Raw genomic sequence first — 16,379 nt, 5'->3', positions numbered from 1 at the left:
ATGAACCGTAGCTCTTTCGAACTTTTGTTGAGGCCCATGACAGCAGCTCCCAAACGACCTTCAGGCCAGGAAGGATTCTTCTGGAAAACCAAGACGTTGGAAGAGATGTCGGGGCCGGAATGGGAAAGCCTGTGCGACGGCTGCGGCCGCTGCTGCCTGAACAAGCTCGAGGAAGAGGGCACCGGCGACATCTATTTCACCCATGTCGGCTGCAAGCTGCTCGATGGTGCGACCTGCGGCTGCAAGGACTACCCGAATCGTTCCGACAAGGTTCCTGACTGTGTTCGCCTGACCCCCGCCAATGTCCGCACCCTGAACTGGCTGCCGCCGAGCTGCGGCTACAAGCTCGTTGCCGAGGGCCGCGACCTCTATTGGTGGCATCCGCTCGTGTCAGGTGATCCGAACACCGTGCATGAGGCCGGCGTCTCCGTACGCGGCCGGGTCGAGGGCAGCGAGGAGCAGATCCCGGACGACGAGCTCGAGAACCACATCGTGCAATGGCCGGCGCAACTGCCGAAGCGGGCGCGCCTGAAGCGACGTCCGAAGGACTGATCCGGCGGGGATTTGGATCACGTCTTCGGGAAGACCGTGAGGTGGGATGCACCCATGCGCGGCAGTGCCTGCCCGAGAAGAACTTTGCTGTCTACATTGGGCTCCATAGAACGAATCCTTCGCGGCGTTGCGCCGCCTCATGGCTTCCGGTCGAGATGAACAAGTTCGAGCGGCAGAGCAGTTCTGCCGACATCCAGACATTGCCCGACGACATCGCCGAGGAATTGTCCCGCCTGCCGTCCGAGGTCTTGAGCGTCGATGACGCTCCGTCACTGGCGCCGCCGGCGCCGCTGTCACAGGACGAGGTCCGCACCATCGTCATCAGCCTGATGCTGACGATGTTTTTGGCTGCGCTCGATCAGACCATCGTCGCCACCGCGCTTCCGACCATCGGACGCCAGTTCCACGACGTCTCCAATCTCTCCTGGGTCATCACCGCCTATCTGCTCGCCTCGACCGCGGTTGCGCCGGTGTTCGGGTCGCTGAGCGACATCTACGGCCGCCGCGTCATGATCATCATCTCGCTCAGCCTGTTCGTCGCGGGCTCGGTGCTGTGCGCGATCGCGCCGAACCTGCCGATGCTGATTCTTGCGCGCGGTCTTCAGGGACTGGGTGGCGGCGGCATCATGCCTGTCGTGCAGACCGTGATCTCCGACGTCGTGAGCCCACGCGAGCGCGGCCAATATCAGGCCTATTTCTCCAGCGTCTGGATGGTGGGCGGCATTCTCGGCCCGGTCATCGGCGGCGTGTTCGCCGAGCATCTGCACTGGTCGATGATCTTCTGGATCAATGTGCCGCTCGCGGCCGCGGCGATCGCGTTGCTGCTGCCCAGGATGAAGAAGATCCCGGTGTTCCACCGCAAGCGCAAGGTCGACTGGCTCGGCGGCGTGTTGTTGATGGCCTCCGCCGTCGTCTTCATGCTGGTGCTGACCTGGGGCGGCACGCGCTTCCCGTGGCTCTCGCCGACCGTGCTTGCGATGGTGGGCGGCGCCGTCGCGCTCGCGGTCACCTTCGTGTGGCATGCGCGTCGTGCGGACGAGCCGTTCCTGCCGCTGCCGCTGCTCGGAGGATCGGTTGCCCCGTTCGGGCTGGCGGCCGGCGGTTGCGCGCTCGGTGCGATCACGGGCCTCACGGTGCAGCTCCCGCTCTATTACGAGGCGGTGTATCATCTCAGCGCCAGCGAGGCGGGCCTTGCGCTGATTCCGCTCGCGGCCGTCTCGACCATCGGTGCGGCCGTCGCCGGCCGCACCATGGCGCGCGCCAAGCACTACAAGCGCGTCGCCATCGTCGGAACGTCCTGGGCTGCGCTGTGCGGCCTCGGCCTCACCTTGACGACGCTGCCGCTATGGGCCCTGCTGACGCTGATGGCTGCGTTTGCGCTTGGCCTCGGCACCACCTTTCCGGTCTGCGTGGTCTCGGTGCAGAATTCGGTCTCGCGTCCACAGGTGGGCACCATCACCGGCGCATTGAACTTCTTCCGCTCGCTGATGTCCTCGTTCACGGTCGCGGCGTTCGCGGCCATCCTGCTCATCGCGCTCGGTGCCGACATTCCGCTCGCCGGCGAGCATCACGTCGCGGGGAGCGTCGCAATCCCGGCCGACGACATGCGCCACGCGTTCCGCTACGTTTTCGGCGCCGCGACGGCGCTGATGACCGGCGCCGCCCTCTGCCTGATCATGATGGAAGAGCGGCCGCTGGCCGGCCCCACCGTCGCCCAGCAGGTCGAGATGGCGGAGTAGGGATTAGCCGCCGCGATCGTCGTAGGGATCGTCCCCGGCGTCGCCCGTCTTCCGCGCCTTCGCCGCAAGCTGCTCTTTAAGCCGCGCCAGTGCGTCGGCGGACCAATCACGGACATCGGTGACCGCGACCCAGGCATCGACGTAATGCTCGGGCGCGTAGACATGGCCAAAGCCCATCGGCGTGCCGTTTGCGACCGCCATGTCGAGGGCGAGCTGCAGCATCGTGACGATGGGATACCAGCGCAGTTCCGGCGACACGTCCGGCCCGCGCGGTGCGCTCATCCAGGCCGGGGCCCGATAGGCGTCGCGGTAGGCGAAGAACGTGATCGCGTCACTGGCATATTGCAGATAGACGATCCGCATCGGACCCCAGGGCGCGTCAACCGGCACCGTCGGTCCATTTTGATTCATGAAGCGCACGAAGCGGCTGTCGCGAAATTGCGGCAGCCATGCCGGCGAGCCCGGATTGCGGTTCGCGGTGACCGAGCGCCAGATGCGGCTCTCGAACGGTGGCCCGCTCCAGAGCGCGCCGGCGATGGGATCGCCGATCGTCTCGAACAGTTCTGCCGATTTCTCCGAGTTCATGGCGCCAAGGCTAAGCCCATGCAAATACAGCTTCGGCCGTTTTTCTTTCGGCAGCGTCGTCCAATAGCCGTAGATTTCCGCGAACAGCGCGCGCGCAGCCTCCGCGCCGTATTCTGGCTGAAACAGCAGTGACAGCGGGCTATTGAGATAGGAGTATTGCATCGCGACGCTTGCGACATCGCCATGGTGGAGATATTCGACGGTATCGATTGCGGACGGATCGATCCAGCCGGTGCCGGTCGGCGTGATGACGATCAGGATTTTGCGGTCGAAGCCGTGCTGCCGCTTGAGCTCGTCGAGCGCAAGCCTGGCGCGCGCCTGCGCGGTGTCGCGGCTGCCGAGGCCCACATAGACGCGCAGAGGGTCCTGCGCAGGCCTTCCGGTGATTGCACGGATGTCTGTTGCGGTCGGACCTGAGGCGATGAATCGGCGGCCGGTACGCCCGAGCTCTCTCCAATTTACCAGCGATGCCGCGCCTCCTGTTCGACCGGGATCGGTCGGCTGCGGCCGCTCGGGCTCGTGCAAGGCGTCGAGTTCACGGAAGGACGAATCAAGCACGTTGAACGCCATGCGGACCAGGATATTGCTGGCGATCGCCCAGAACAGCAGGCCTGCAACGAGCACGCCGATGACGTTCGCGATTCTCCGCGGCATGAGGCGCCGTTTGCGTGCGGCAAGGAAGCGGGCGACAAGCACAAATAGCCGCCCCAGCGCCAGCAGCACCACGAACGTGACTATGGCAATGACGCAGACCTTGAGTGGATGCGCGGTCTCGACCGGGGTCATCTTCATCACACTGCGGATCGAATTCTGCCATTCTGTTGTGCGCCAGAGGAAGACGATGACGAGGAGCAGGCAGCCGACTGCCGCCAGCGCATTCGCAATCGCTCGTGCGCGCGCCGACGGCTCGGGCAATTCGAGATAGCGCCACAGCCGGCGCCACAGCACGCCGGCGAGGTAGCCGATCGCGAAGCAGCCGCCGGCAAGCGCACCTTGCGTGAGATAGCCGCGCGGGATCAGCGTTGGCGTGAGCGCGGCCGCGAAGAACAGCGCGCCCAGGATGAGGCCGACGCCGGACAGCGAGAGCAGTTGCCGCCGAAAGAACCACGCGAGACCCTTCAAGACTCCCTCCCGGTAACGCTATCCCTTGTTGTTCTCCGCAAAGCGGCTCTTGCGCGGCAGCAGAATCCTGAACTCCGTGAACGCGCCGGGCTCCGTCGCGACGTCGATCGTGCCGCCGTGCTGCTTTACCACGATGTCGTGGCTCATCGACAATCCGAGGCCGGTGCCTTCGCCGGCCGGCTTGGTGGTGAAGAACGGATTGAACATCTTCTCCTTCACCTCGTGCGGGATGCCGGTGCCGTTGTCGCGGATGCGGATCTCGATGCTGTCGCCGCGATCGCGCGTCGTGGCGGTCACGACCGGATCGTAGTCGCCGGCACCATTGTCCGCCTTGCGCTTGGCGACCGCGTAAAAACCGTTCGAGATCAGGTTCAGCAGCACCCGGGTGATCTCCTGCGGAAACACTTCCGCTTGCCCGGCCGCGGGATCGAGCTCGCGCTTCAGCGTCACGTCGAACTGCGGCTTCTCGGCGCGGGCGCCGTGATAGGCGAGGTTGAGGCTCTCTTCGACCAGCGCGTTGATGTCGCTCAGCCGATGCTCGCCGCCGCCCTCGCGGGAATGCAGCAGCATGTTCTTGACGATAGAATCGGCGCGCGTTCCGTGCTGCACGATTTTCGAGAGGTTGTCCTTCAGAAGCCCGGTCAACTCGTCGACTTCGCTACGGACGTCGTCCGCGAGCGGGACAGGCGCGAGCGCCTCGTTCAGCTCGTCGGTCAGCTCGGCGGAGAGCGACGCAAAATTGTTGACGAAGTTGAGCGGGTTCTTGATCTCGTGCGCGATGCCGGCGGTGAGCTGGCCGAGCGAGGCCAGCTTCTCGGTCTGGACCAGCCGGTCTTGGGCGGCGCGCAAATCGTCGAGCGATTTGGCGAGCTCCCTGGTGCGGTCCTGCACCTCGTTGAACAGCCGCGTGTTCTCGATGGCGATCACGGCCTGGTCGGCAAAGGTCTTGAGCAAGGCGATCGCCTTGTCCGGGAAAAGACCGGCCTCCGGCCGCGTCACGCCGATAGTACCGATCGCAACGCCGTCGCGCAGCATCGGGATCACGAGGATGCTGCGATAACCTCTGGTCCGCGCCAGTTCCCTCATGGCGTCCGTGAGGTCGGGCTCGTTCTGCATGTCGCTTCGGAATGCGAACTCTCCGCTCGTCGCCACCCGGCTGTGAATGCCGGATGCCGACAGCGGCGCGGGGAACGAGCTGAGCAGATCCGCGTTGCCGGCCTCGACGTCAGTGGTAAAGGCCGCCAGATGCAGCAGGCCGTCGATGACGCGGGTGACGGTGGAGGAATGTCCGCCGATCAGCGTCTTGGCGCTGTCGGAGATCGCCTGGAACACCGGCGTCACGTCCGCGGGCGAGGCCGCGATCACCTTGAGGATGTCGGCGGTCGCGGTCTGCCGTTCCAGCGCTTCCCTCGTGGCGTTGAACAGGCTGACATTCTTGATCGCGATCACCGCCTGGTCGGCGAAGGTCTGCAGCAGCCGCACATGATGCTCGCCGAACGCGCCCGTCGCTCGCCGCGTGGCGATGATGATTCCAATGGCTTCGCCGTCGCTCATCAAGGGTGCGAACAGCATGCTGCGGTAGCCGCGGGCGCGCGCGATGTCGCGGGCCGCCGGTTCGAGCTCGGTGTCGGGCAATTGCGCCGCCGCACCATGGGCCACGAGCTGGTAGGGCGGGAACTGCGCGAACGGCACCGGGAACGAGGACTGGAGCACGCGATCGCCGGCCGGATCGGTCGGCGTGAACGCCGCAAGGTGCGCGGCGCCGTCGATATAGCGCAGCACCGCGGTAGAGAAGCCGCCGATCAGCCGGTTGGCGTTGGCGGCGATGGCGTCGAACACCGGCTGTACGTCGGACGGTGAAGCGGCCATCACCTTCAGAATGTCGGCGCTGGCAGTCTGGCGCTCCAGCGTCTCGCGCGTCTCGTTGAACAGCCGCGCATTCTCGATCGCGATCACGGCCTGGTCGGCAAAGGTCTGGAGCAGCTGCACGAGGTCGGCCGCGAACGCGCCGGGCTCGGCGCGCGTGACGCTGATCATGCCGACCGGGGCACCCCGGTTCATCAGCGGCATGAACAACACGCTGCGGAAGCCACGCAGCCGTGCAAGATTCCGGTTCAGCTCCGGGACGTCCGCAGCTTCGCTATCTGGAAACTGGATCGTCTCGCCGCCACGCACCAAGGCGAAGGTTGGAAAGTCGGCAATCCTGCGCGGGAACGAGGCCTTGAGCCCTTCGTCCGCCTCGGGGCTCGTTGATGTAAACGCCACGAGGTGCAGCTCGTCGCCGATGAATTGAAGCACGGTGGCGGAGAAGCCGCCGAGCAAATGCCTGGAGCTGGACGCAATCGCCTCGAAGACCGGCCGGGCATCGGACGGAGAGGCCGCGATGGTGCGCAAGATCCCGGCGCTGGCGCGCTGACGATCGTGCGCAATCGCAAGCTCGCTGCGAAGCTGCGCGTTTTCGGCTGAGGCCGATTGTAACAGGCGCTCGAGTTCCTCAATGTCGTTGGTAGGGCTGGTCATTCGCAATCCGGCTTGATGCAGCGACATGCGCGGCACTAGGGCGGATTATCACATCTCCTGCGGCCGGAGCCAGCGCCCGCGAGTTTGCCGCCAAAACCCGGCCCGCCTCACGTGCCCGGCCGCGACACTTCGGTCTCCTTGCTAGTGATGAACTCCAGAAGCACCGGAACGCCTTCCCGCGTCTTCTGGATGCCACGCTTGATCGCAGGAATGATGTCCTCAGGCTTCGTCACCCGCTCGCCATAGCCGCCGAAGGCGCGCGCCATCGCGGCGTAGTCGCCGGAAATGTCGGTCGAACGATATTTTTCGGTCGAGACCGGCATCACCTTCAATTCGATCGCCATCGAAAAATTATTCAGGAGGATCGACATGATCGGGATGCGCTCGCGCACCGCGGTCTCGAAATCCATGCCAGTAAAGCCAATCGCCGCATCGCCCCAGACATTGATGCAGAGCTTGTCGGGCTTTGCGAGCTTGGCGCCCATCGCAAGGCCCAGGCCGTAGCCGAGCTGCGTCGTCTTGCCCCAGCCGAGATAGGTGAGGGGCTCGATCGACTTCCAGAACGGCGAGAGCTGGTCGCGCGGGCTGCCGGCATCATGGGTGATGATGGTGTTGCTGATGTCGACGGTGTGTTGCAAATCCCACAGCACGCGATAGGGGCTCAAGGGCGCGTCATCGCTGGTGAGTTTTGGCATCCATTTCGCCCTCCACTCCTTGTGCGAGGCCGCGATCTCGGCTGCGACCGCCGATGCGTCGCGATCTGCGGTGATGGTCCTGCCGATCTCCTCCAGCAGCGCGTCGAGCACGAGCCCGGCATCGCCGACGAGGCCGATCCTGGCTTCCACGTCCTTGTTGAGATGGTTCGGATCGAGCGTCGAATGGATGATGGTCTTGCCCTTCGGCATCGCGATGCCGAAATTAGTTTCGGTGAAGGAGCACCCGATACCGAGGATGACGTCGGCCTCGGCGAGGAATTTTGGCACCGCGCGCGGCACGGCAAGGCCGCCGGAGCCGAGCGAGAGCGGATGGGTTTCCGGGAACGACGATTTGCCCCCGAGGCTGGTGGTGACGGGAATGGCGAGCCGCTCGGCGAGCCGTTTCAGTTGCGCCCATGCCTGGGCGTAATGCACGCCTTGGCCGGCATAGATCACCGGGCGCTTGGCGTTGACGAGCAGCGCGGCAGCTTCCTTCACATGAACGGGATCGGCGCCATAGCGGGTGCGCAGCACCGGCGTGTAGTTCAGCGGCTCCGGCACCTCCTCGTTCCACATGTCAGCAGGAATTTCGACGATGACGGGACCACCGCGGCCGTTCTTTAGTTTCGTGAACGCGCGGCGAAAAATATTGGCGACCTCGGCGGCCAGGATGATCGGCTCGGATGATTTCGAAAATGGCTTCATCGCCTCGCTGGAACTGAAGTTCGGCTCGATATGCGCAAGCCGGCGCTGATAGCCCATTGGCAGCACCAGCACGGGAACGGATTCGCCGTAGCATTGCGCGACGCCGCCCATCGCGTTCTCCGCGCCGGGGCCATGCTGCATGCAGAACGCGCCGATGCTGCGTCCCGAGGTCACCCGCGAGATCGCATCCGCCATGTGGATGCCGACGCGCTCCTGCCGTACCATCACCGGGCGGATATCGGCCTTCGCCGCATGCTCGATCAAATGGTTGACGGGATAGCCGCAGAGGATCTCGATCCCCTCGCGCTTCATGATTTCCGCAATCGCGGTGCCGAGCTTCATGGCGTCTCTCCCTGGGGCAGGCCGGTTGATCCGGCTGATTAGGGATAGAGGATCAGGAATCGGGGAGAGGGTAAAGCGCGAGCGGATGAGAGCCGCGGTAGATCAGCTATGCAGCGAGCTGCCGTAGCCGGATGGAGCGCAGCGCAATTCGGGGGCCGTTCCACCCGGATAGACCGGTGCCGAATTTCGCTGCGCTCCATCCGGACTACGACCGCTTACTTGCAGCTTTGGCAGATCATCAGCTGGCGTTTCAACGCCTCGTCTTCTTGATCGATCAATTGCTCAGCCGCGCCGCCTTTAGGACCCTGATCGGCCCTGGAGCGCTTTGTAGTGCGTGACCTCACAGGCGGGACTACCTGACTCGAGATGTCATTATCGTCGCCGGTGCCTACGCTGAAGCCATCGTAGTCGGCAGCGGGGTTCGGCGACGATGGAAGCCCGCCGATCACCGGCGGCGAAGCCTCTCTGATGGATGCTGCCGGCGGAGGTCTGGAATTTTTGGCGCCCGCATGCGGCGGCGATGCATTGGGCGGAGAAAGCGAAACCGGCGGCGCGGCCGAAGTCTGTCCTCTCGCGCTGTCCTGCGACCAGAGGCCGGCAAGCATGAGGCTGAAAACCAAGAGCGTCGCGCTTTTCATCCGCATCTTTCAAGCAGCTCTGGTTCGTCGATCGGACGGTGCAAGAGTATCAGGACTCACGTGGTCGTCAAAGCGCCGCAGCCCGGGTTTCGCTGCCAGGAATATGGTTCACAAAGAGTGACCGGCCCGCCCGCACAGGGCCAGGCGTGGTGAGTGTCAAAGAGGAATTTAACGCTTGCGCCTTAACTTGCGCTCGCCATGAGTGACCAAATCGTCCACAGCGAGGTTCAACCGTTTTCGGCGCGTGCGGCGCTTCCCTGGCTGGTGGGCCTTGGCGTCTATGTCCTGCTGCTGATCCTTGGACCGCGGCTGCTCAGTGATCCCGACAGCTATTCTCACATCGAGGTCGGGCGCTGGATCATCGCGCACGGCTCGCTGCCGGCGAGCGACCCTTACTCCTTTTCGATGCACGGCGCGCCCTGGATCACTTTCGAGTGGCTCTCGGAGGTCATCTATGCCGGAGCCTACGCGCTTGCCGGCTGGCCGGGCGTCGTCGTCGTCGCCGCGGCGGCGATAGCGCTCGCCTTTGGCTTGTTCACGTCCTTCCTGCTGCGCGAGCTTTCGCCAACCCATACGCTACTCATGGTGATCGCGGCCGTCATCCTGTTGGCGCCGCATATGCTGGCGCGGCCACACGTGTTGGTGCTGCCGGTGATGGTGACCTGGGCGGCTGCCCTGGTGCGCTGCATGGATCGTGAAGGGCCGCCGCCGTACTGGGCCCTGCCGCTGCTGATCTTGTGGGCCAATCTGCACGGCAGCGGGGTGCTGGCGCTTGGGTTGATTGGCCCTGCGGTGATCGAGGCGCTGCTGCGCGAGAAGCGTAGCGAATGGCGGCATGTGATCCTGCGGTGGATACCATTCACGGCACTCGCAGTCGCAGTGTCCTGCCTGACGCCCCACGGGCCGGAACCGCTGCTGATGCCGCTGACGACACTCGGCCTCGGCCCCGCGCTCGGTTGGATCTCGGAATGGCGGCCGCAAGATTTCAGCCACGTAGGAGGCTTCGAGTTGCTGCTGCTGGGCGGCATCTTTGCGCTCGCGCGCGGCGGCGTGACGCTGCCGGTCGTGCGGGCCCTGGTGGTGATCGGCTTGCTCCATTTCTCGCTAGCACAAGTACGCAATGCGGATCTGCTGGCCGTGCTGGCGCCGCTCTATCTGGCGGCCCCGCTGGGCCGGAAGTTCGGCGGCCCGACCAGGGACGATGCGGCCGGTTCGTCGCGCGGCCTGAGCCTGGCCGCGCTCGGTGTGTTGATCGTGGCGAGCGGGGCGGCGCTGGCGCGTGACCTACTGCCGGCTCCGGTCATCACCCCTCGAACTGCCATCGCTGAAGCCAACCTCGCCAAGACGGGGCATGTGCTCAACGATTATTCCTTCGGCGGCTATTTGATCTTTGCCGGCATTCCAACCTTTATCGATGGTCGTGCCGAACTGTACGGGGGACCCTTCATCGACCGCTACAATCGTGCCATAGCGCTGGTCGACCTCGGAGACTTCCTCAAGTTGCTCGACGAATACAACATCGGCGCGACGCTGCTCGCACCGCGGACACCGGCGATAGCGATGCTCGACCGGCTGCCCCAGTGGCAGCGCGTCTACAGCGACGATGTGGCGGTTGTGCACAAGCGGCGAGATACGCCGCAAAGATAAGGTCAAACGGTATTCAAGGCGGCGCCTATAATGCGGCAAACCGCAGAAGCCGATCGAGGATTGGGACCACGTCACGGTAGTGATCGTGACAGTCGTCGAAAAGCTCGGTCACTCGTTGACGGCGTGGATCGCGGGTGCGGCCGACGCGTCGTTGCGGTCGAAGCCAGCGCGCGTCTGCACCACGTAGAGCGGGCGGCGTTTCACCTCGGCATGGATGCGGCCCACGTAAAGCCCCACGATGCCCGTCATCAGCATGTTGATTCCACACAGCAGGGACACGACGACCATCGTCGAGGACCAGCCGGTGACAAGGTGACTGTCGTTGCTGAGCCACAACAGGATCACCCAGCCGCCGTAGAGCAGTGCGAGTCCCGAGACGGTCAATCCGCACCAGATCGCGAATCGCAAGGGGAGATCGGAAAAGCCAAGCGCGGCGTTCATCGCGAGCCGCACCATCTTGAACAGCGGGTATTTGGTTTCGCCCGCTGCGCGTTCGAGGCGGTGGAAGGCGACCTCGGTCTGCCTGAAGCCAAGCCAGGCGATCATGCCGCGTACGTAGCGGTCCTGCTCCGGCATCTGCCGAAGTGCGTCGAGCACCTTGCGATCGATCAGGCGGAAGTCGCCGACATCGGCGGGGATGCCGACCGAGGACATCCTGCCGAGAAGCCGGTAGAAGAGATGCGCGGTTGCACGCTTGAATCGGCTTTCGCCGTCGCGCGACAGGCGGCGGGCATGGACGATGTCGTTGCCTTCCTGCCATTTCGCGATCAATTGCTCGATCACTTCGGGCGGATCCTGCAGGTCGGCATCCATGACGATGATCGCTTCACCTTGCGCGGCGTCCATGCCGGCGGTGATGGCGATCTGATGGCCGAAATTTCGCGACAGCCCGATATAGCGATAGCGCGGGTCGCGCATGGCGAGCGCCCGCAGCACGATCGAGCTGGAATCGCTGCTGCCGTCGTCGACGAAGATCGCTTCTGCCGGCCCGTCGAGCCGGGACAAGACCAGGTCGAGCCTGCGCAGCAGGACCGGCAACACGGCTTCCTCGTTGAACACGGGGATGACGAGGCTGTAGCGGATCGACTGGAAACTGGCCGCCATGCGAGAGAGTCCAACTCATTGCAGGAGCGGAAGTCTATATCGGCGGTGGTTAAGGTGGCCTTGCCACAACCGCTAAAGGTATGGGCGCCGCGGTGGCTTCCAATAGGTGATGCGGTGGTGATGCCCGATTAACCATGCTGGGCAGCGCTGCTCCGGTCTAGGACCTGCGGCGGATCTTGTAGAGAACAAATCGCTCCGATGCGTCCAGCACTTCCAGCAGATCCGGCAGCGGGTTCGGGGCCAGCGGTCCAAGCACATAGAGATAGTTATAATCCTGGTACCAGGTGCGCAAAGATGGCGGGACGTCCGCCGGCGGCTGGCTTGTCGCAATCGCGGTAAGCAGGCCTGACGGCACTAGCCCGCCGTCGGGAATGGCAAGACGGCGCACGGCCTCGCGTGTTCGCAGGGGCTGCTTGCCCGTTTCCGTGAATACATTGGGCACGAACGCGTTGGCGTAGTGCACGGCCAGCGTCGGCGCATAATACATTGGATATGAGGTGAGGTCGGCGAAGGGCGGGTCTCCACTGTCGTCCGTACCGGCGACAAGGACGCGTGAGCCGCGGTCGATCTTGTGGAACGACTCGATGATGGCCGCATAGTCGGTGCGGTAGGGCAACCACACCGCGAGGACGACAGCGAGATTGATCAATGTGATGCCGCTGATCGCGGCGAGTGCAGCCATTCGCCATGTCCGACTGGGCAGCGACAGCGAGCAGAAGGCAGGCAGGATCAGAGCTGCCGCGGGGATCACGCGGAGGTCGACGAACGAGGTCCCGAACAGCTTTGAGGGAATGACGACGAACAGCAGCGCAAAGCCGATCGCGAGCCAGATCCCGGCTGGCTCGAGCTTGAGGACGCCGCGTCTTGCGGCGAACAGCAGCGAGATCATCAGCGCCAGCCCGGTCGTCGCCGCGACCGTCAAATTGTAGCCGTTCATGATCCGCAACGGCCAGATCGGCTTGAATTCGAGGAACCAGCTCGTACCTTCGCTTCCGATCGATCCCGCGGTCATGCGCATGATCCCAAACAGAACAAGCGCCGGCAGAGCCAACGCGCCGAGCCGCGCGGCGGCGGCCCGGTACGATGTTCGCCGATCGCAAATGCGCGAGAGCTCGTAAAGGCCAAGCGTCGCGCCGTAGATGCCGAGGGAGAAGAAGTGCGCCGCAAACAGCGCCGCGACGAAGACCATGTTGACGATGAAACGCAGTGGCCATCGGCGTTCCGCCAGCATCAGATAAACGGCGATGCCACAGAGAGCGAGGCCCAGTCCGAACTCGAAATTGACGAAGCCCCAGCTGAACGGCAGACAGTAAAGGAAGGCGAGCGCCGCAAAGCCGGCGAGATGGACGCGTCCCTTCCGGGCCCATTCGAGCAGAAGCGCGCCCCCGACGATCAATAATTGGCTCAGGAGCAGAAACAGCCGCGTGGCGTTCTCGACGCTGATCAGCCGCGCCATCTGCGGGACCAGCAGATCCATTCCCAGGTTGGGATAGAAGGCCCAGGCCACCTCGTAATGCGGATTGGCGTCGGGGGTGCCGTTCTGGCTCAGAATGTACATGCGGGCGAGGTGATTGGGATAATCGACCATCGCGGGAATGGGGGTCAGCAGCACAGGAAGGAACGAGGCGACCGCCAGCACAGCAAAAACGACCAAAGTCACGGACCGGTCCAGGCCAGGAGGAGCCGGGATTTTCAAGATTGGCCTATCGGAAGACACCATGTCGGGCCGCTGGGGTTTGAGCCTGCGCTCGACGATGGCGCAACTGCACGACACAACGCCATACTGCGAAGCTCGCAAAATCAACTTAGGGCCACCGCATTAACGGAGGCGCAACTTTGCCCGCTAGCGTGACAAGAGAGCCGTGACGAACAGGCCGGCGATCGGATGCTCCATGACGGACACGCTGAGCCCGGCTGATATCCACTTCGACGGGCGAAGCAGGCCGATCGTGTCGTCTGGATCGCGATCGGCGCCACGGCCGGGGCCATGTTGATCGCGTCGACGCTCGGGCCCTTCCAAATTGAATGGCTTTCATTCCGGAAGGCCGCCCTCGTTGCCGGTCTGCTCATCTTGCTTGCCGCGATGAACGCTGCGCCGCTTCTGCATCGAATACTGGCGACAGCGTATGCGAGCTTTACCGTGTAGACGACGGCCGTCGTCGTCTTACTGGCTGCGACAGGGCACGCCCTGCGATTGCGCATCTTCATGCTGAGCTTCGTGCTGACGACGCTTCTGACAATCGGCGTTTCTAGTCTGATGCCGGCGCAGGGAGTTTTGGGGTTACTTGCATCTGTCGATAGTTGATTCTCCCGCCATCGTACCGGTGACGCGAGATCTACCCCTTCCTGTGTTCTTTGGATTGCGAGACGGGACTTTCCGCCATCTGGTCGCGGAGGGGCCGAAGGAATCATCAGCTTTCCGAGCTTGCATGCGGCGCTTGGACTTCTGTTCCTGCTGGCGCTTTGGCCGGTCAGATATTTCGGCTGGATCGCCGCGTTGCTCAATGTTGCGATGATTGCGGCGACCCCGGTGGACGGAAGCCATTACTTTTGCGATGTGGTCGCAGGTCTGGCAATCGCGCTCCTGAGCTGGGTCGCGGTTCAGCGTGCTCTCACCGCGGGAGAGCGAATGGAAGCCGGTCGCCAGTTGCATTTGCGCCCGTCTTAGCCCGCGCTGCCGGAATTGTGAAGCGCCGGCGATGCCGGCTACTTCACCGCCGCGTCGATCGAGTTGAACTTGCCGCTCAGCAGTGCGCTGCCCGTGTTGTTCACGGCCGTGATGATCGCGAGCGCGATGCCGACGGCAATCAGGCAATACTCGATGGCGGTGGCACCATTTTCATCGGCAAGAAATGACCTGATCACAGTCATCGTCAACTCCTGTTCATCCGTCCAACGTAGGCTGGTGCCGTTATCGGAATGGTAAAGTGATTCACTAATTTTTCGCGGGCGCGTCAAAACGCAGGCCGGATGGTCCTCACCTGCGGTTTGTATGGTGTCATCGATTGACTTAAGGTTCCGTCACCCAATTCAGACGCATTTGCCGAGGTCGTCGTCCCGTCTCAGGATGAGATCTGGCGTTCCGGCGCGGCCTTGCCGGGGCGTTTCAGCACCGCAGCAAGGCGTCCGGCCAGATAGCTCACCACGCGCGGCTGCGCCCGCGCGGAGTTGCCGGCGAGGCTCTCTTCCTCGGCCGTGTCGTTCACGAGGCCGATGTAGTTCTTTCTGGCGTCCTGCTGCTGCACGAGCCTGCAAACCCCGGGTTCAATCGAGGGGCGACCATGCTGCGCTGAGCGGGAACCGGCGGTTAATTTTGTCTTCCGTAGGATTACGTGCCGCCCCCGCGACCGCAGGTGGGCGCTGAAAGCGCGGGCTCGTCTTAACGGATTGTTGAGCCTGTTCTTGAGCGGGGCGCCGGGCTCACTCGCGCCGACCGTCCGCATTCAGCGCCCGTAACATTGCGATGCGGGCGAACATCGTCCAGCCGCCGCCGGTTTCGGCCGCGCTGATCAGAGTTTCGATCGCGGTCTGCCAATGGCTCGCGTGCTGGGTATCCTCGGGCAGTCGCATGATGTGATCGGCAGCCTCTTGCAACGTCCGCAGCTTGCGCCCGCCTCGTAACGAAATGGGGTCGTCGAACGCTGTCGACCAGGGCATGTCAGGTCGGCCGGTCGGCGAGGGGAAACATCACAGCGAGATCGAGAGCTGCGATGGCTTCTAGCCGGCCTTCTTCGCTCGCGTCGGCGCGCGCACCGGCTTGTCGGCGTTTTTGGGAGCGGCTTTCGCAGCGGCGTCCTTGCCACCCTTGCCGGCGATCGGCAGCAGCATTTCGCGCTGGCCTTCGACGCGCTTCTTCGGCTTCTTGCCCTTGGTGGTGTCCTTGGTGGTGTCCTTGGCCGTCTTCGCCGCGGGGCTTGCGTCCTTCTCGTTCGCGATGCTCTTCTTCAGGGCGTCCATCAGGTTGATGACGTTGCCGCCGGTCTTCGGCGCGGCCTTCGCGGTGATGGGCGCGCCGCTGCGCTTCTTGTTGATGAGATCGATCAGCGCGGTCTCGTAATGGTCCTCGAACAGCTCGGGCTCGAACGCGCCAGACTTCTTCTCGACGATGTGCTTTGCAAGGTCGAGCATGTCCTTGGTCAGCTTCACGTCCTGGATGTCGTCGAAATAGTCCTTCTCGCCGCGGACCTCGTAGGGGTAGCGCAGCAGCGTCCCCATCAGGCCGCTATCGAGCGGCTCCAGCGCGATGATGTGCTCGCGGTTGGTCAGCACCACGCGGCCGATCGCGACCTTGTCCATGCTGCGGATGGTCTCGCGGATCACCGCAAAGGCGTCGTGGCCGACCTTGCCGTCAGGCACGAGATAATAGGGGCGGATCAGATAGCGGCTGTCGATGTCGGTCTTCGGCACGAACTCGTCGATCTCGATGGTGTGCGTGGAGTCCAGCGCGATGTCGTCGAGCTCGTCCTTGGTGACCTCGATATAGGTGTCGGTGTCGACCTTGTAGCCCTTGACGATGTCCTCGGAGGTCACCTCGTCACCAGTCTCGGCGTCGACCTTGAGGTACTTGATCCGGTGGCCGGTCCTGCGGTTGATCTGGTTGAACGAGACCTTCTCGGTATCCGACGTGGCCGGATAGAGCGCGACCGGGCAGGTCACGAGCGAGAGGCGCAAAAAACCCTTCCAATTGGCACGGGGGGCCATGGGCTACTCCAAACGCAACGGGGACAGAA

General features: G+C 63.7%; 14 protein-coding genes. 4 read left to right on the top strand and 10 right to left on the bottom strand.

Annotation, left to right across the window (positions count from 1 at the left end; all coding sequences use genetic code 11):
- Positions 1 to 36: 36 nt before the first annotated feature.
- Together ABIB06_RS12690 and ABIB06_RS12685 are read left to right on the top strand one after the other, a co-directional pair.
- Complete coding sequence (locus tag ABIB06_RS12690; RefSeq protein ID WP_354047161.1) at positions 37 to 552, top strand: YcgN family cysteine cluster protein; 516 nt, start codon at positions 37 to 39, stop codon at positions 550 to 552.
- 155 nt (positions 553 to 707) lie between these two features.
- Positions 708 to 2,291: an MDR family MFS transporter gene (locus ABIB06_RS12685; protein WP_354047162.1), complete on the top strand. Its 1,584-nt coding sequence runs from the start codon at positions 708 to 710 to the stop codon at positions 2,289 to 2,291.
- Between the two features lie 3 nt (positions 2,292 to 2,294).
- On the opposite strand, the gene ABIB06_RS12680 is transcribed toward ABIB06_RS12685, so the two are convergent.
- The 4 genes from ABIB06_RS12680 to ABIB06_RS12665 all read right to left on the bottom strand — a co-directional run bounded on the left by ABIB06_RS12680 (position 2,295) and on the right by ABIB06_RS12665 (position 8,898).
- The gene (locus ABIB06_RS12680) at positions 2,295 to 3,998 is read right to left on the bottom strand and encodes an alpha/beta hydrolase (RefSeq protein ID WP_354047163.1); all 1,704 of its coding nucleotides are present in this window, start codon (positions 3,996 to 3,998) and stop codon (positions 2,295 to 2,297) included.
- 18 nt (positions 3,999 to 4,016) lie between these two features.
- A complete protein-coding gene (locus ABIB06_RS12675; protein WP_354047165.1) occupies positions 4,017 to 6,518 on the bottom strand; it encodes a GAF domain-containing sensor histidine kinase in 2,502 nt (833 codons plus the stop codon).
- Positions 6,519 to 6,625: 107 nt separating this feature from the next.
- Positions 6,626 to 8,290, bottom strand: a complete 1,665-nt coding sequence (locus ABIB06_RS12670; protein ID WP_354047339.1) for a thiamine pyrophosphate-requiring protein — start codon at positions 8,288 to 8,290, stop codon at positions 6,626 to 6,628.
- 185 nt (positions 8,291 to 8,475) lie between these two features.
- The gene (locus ABIB06_RS12665) at positions 8,476 to 8,898 is read right to left on the bottom strand and encodes a hypothetical protein (RefSeq protein WP_354047167.1); all 423 of its coding nucleotides are present in this window, start codon (positions 8,896 to 8,898) and stop codon (positions 8,476 to 8,478) included.
- A gap of 264 nt (positions 8,899 to 9,162) precedes the next feature.
- Between ABIB06_RS12665 and ABIB06_RS12660 the strand changes: the two genes are divergently transcribed.
- The gene (locus ABIB06_RS12660; protein ID WP_354047168.1) at positions 9,163 to 10,545 is read left to right on the top strand and encodes a hypothetical protein; all 1,383 of its coding nucleotides are present in this window, start codon (positions 9,163 to 9,165) and stop codon (positions 10,543 to 10,545) included.
- Positions 10,546 to 10,653: 108 nt separating this feature from the next.
- On the opposite strand, the gene ABIB06_RS12655 is transcribed toward ABIB06_RS12660, so the two are convergent.
- Together ABIB06_RS12655 and ABIB06_RS12650 are read right to left on the bottom strand one after the other, a co-directional pair.
- Positions 10,654 to 11,649, bottom strand: a complete 996-nt coding sequence (locus ABIB06_RS12655) for a glycosyltransferase family 2 protein (RefSeq protein ID WP_354047170.1) — start codon at positions 11,647 to 11,649, stop codon at positions 10,654 to 10,656.
- A 157-nt stretch (positions 11,650 to 11,806) separates the two neighbouring features.
- The gene (locus tag ABIB06_RS12650; RefSeq protein WP_354047171.1) at positions 11,807 to 13,369 is read right to left on the bottom strand and encodes a hypothetical protein; all 1,563 of its coding nucleotides are present in this window, start codon (positions 13,367 to 13,369) and stop codon (positions 11,807 to 11,809) included.
- Positions 13,370 to 14,008: 639 nt separating this feature from the next.
- On the opposite strand from ABIB06_RS12650, the gene ABIB06_RS12645 reads away from it, so the two are divergent.
- A complete protein-coding gene (locus ABIB06_RS12645; protein WP_354047340.1) occupies positions 14,009 to 14,317 on the top strand; it encodes a phosphatase PAP2 family protein in 309 nt (102 codons plus the stop codon).
- 38 nt (positions 14,318 to 14,355) lie between these two features.
- On the opposite strand, the gene ABIB06_RS12640 is transcribed toward ABIB06_RS12645, so the two are convergent.
- From ABIB06_RS12640 to ku, 4 genes are all read right to left on the bottom strand, one after another.
- Positions 14,356 to 14,520: a Flp family type IVb pilin gene (locus ABIB06_RS12640; protein ID WP_247349953.1), complete on the bottom strand. Its 165-nt coding sequence runs from the start codon at positions 14,518 to 14,520 to the stop codon at positions 14,356 to 14,358.
- A 191-nt stretch (positions 14,521 to 14,711) separates the two neighbouring features.
- Positions 14,712 to 14,894 (bottom strand): hypothetical protein, encoded by a 183-nt coding sequence (locus ABIB06_RS12635; RefSeq protein ID WP_354047173.1) that lies wholly within the window; start codon positions 14,892 to 14,894, stop codon positions 14,712 to 14,714.
- Positions 14,895 to 15,069: 175 nt separating this feature from the next.
- The gene (locus tag ABIB06_RS12630) at positions 15,070 to 15,306 is read right to left on the bottom strand and encodes a hypothetical protein (protein ID WP_354047175.1); all 237 of its coding nucleotides are present in this window, start codon (positions 15,304 to 15,306) and stop codon (positions 15,070 to 15,072) included.
- Positions 15,307 to 15,366: 60 nt separating this feature from the next.
- Positions 15,367 to 16,350 carry a non-homologous end joining protein Ku gene (gene ku, locus ABIB06_RS12625; RefSeq protein ID WP_354047177.1) on the bottom strand — a complete coding sequence of 328 codons (984 nt, stop codon included), beginning with the start codon at positions 16,348 to 16,350 and terminating at the stop codon, positions 15,367 to 15,369.
- Positions 16,351 to 16,379 lie beyond the last annotated feature (29 nt).

Origin of the sequence: Bradyrhizobium sp. LB8.2, from assembly GCF_040548035.1 — a bacterium.
Taxonomy (GTDB): domain Bacteria; phylum Pseudomonadota; class Alphaproteobacteria; order Rhizobiales; family Xanthobacteraceae; genus Bradyrhizobium.
This window is presented reverse-complemented; position numbering and strand designations above follow the sequence as displayed.

Coding starts and splice junctions, on each gene's coding strand:
- ABIB06_RS12690 (WP_354047161.1), top strand. CDS start 37: ATGACAGCAGCTCCCAAACGACCTTCAGGCCAGGAAGGATTCTTCTGG.
- ABIB06_RS12685 (WP_354047162.1), top strand. CDS start 708: ATGAACAAGTTCGAGCGGCAGAGCAGTTCTGCCGACATCCAGACATTG.
- ABIB06_RS12675 (WP_354047165.1), bottom strand. CDS start 6,518: ATGACCAGCCCTACCAACGACATTGAGGAACTCGAGCGCCTGTTACAA.
- ABIB06_RS12665 (WP_354047167.1), bottom strand. CDS start 8,898: ATGAAAAGCGCGACGCTCTTGGTTTTCAGCCTCATGCTTGCCGGCCTC.
- ABIB06_RS12655 (WP_354047170.1), bottom strand. CDS start 11,649: ATGGCGGCCAGTTTCCAGTCGATCCGCTACAGCCTCGTCATCCCCGTG.
- ABIB06_RS12650 (WP_354047171.1), bottom strand. CDS start 13,369: ATGGTGTCTTCCGATAGGCCAATCTTGAAAATCCCGGCTCCTCCTGGC.
- ABIB06_RS12640 (WP_247349953.1), bottom strand. CDS start 14,520: ATGACTGTGATCAGGTCATTTCTTGCCGATGAAAATGGTGCCACCGCC.
- ABIB06_RS12630 (WP_354047175.1), bottom strand. CDS start 15,306: ATGCCCTGGTCGACAGCGTTCGACGACCCCATTTCGTTACGAGGCGGG.
- ku (WP_354047177.1), bottom strand. CDS start 16,350: ATGGCCCCCCGTGCCAATTGGAAGGGTTTTTTGCGCCTCTCGCTCGTG.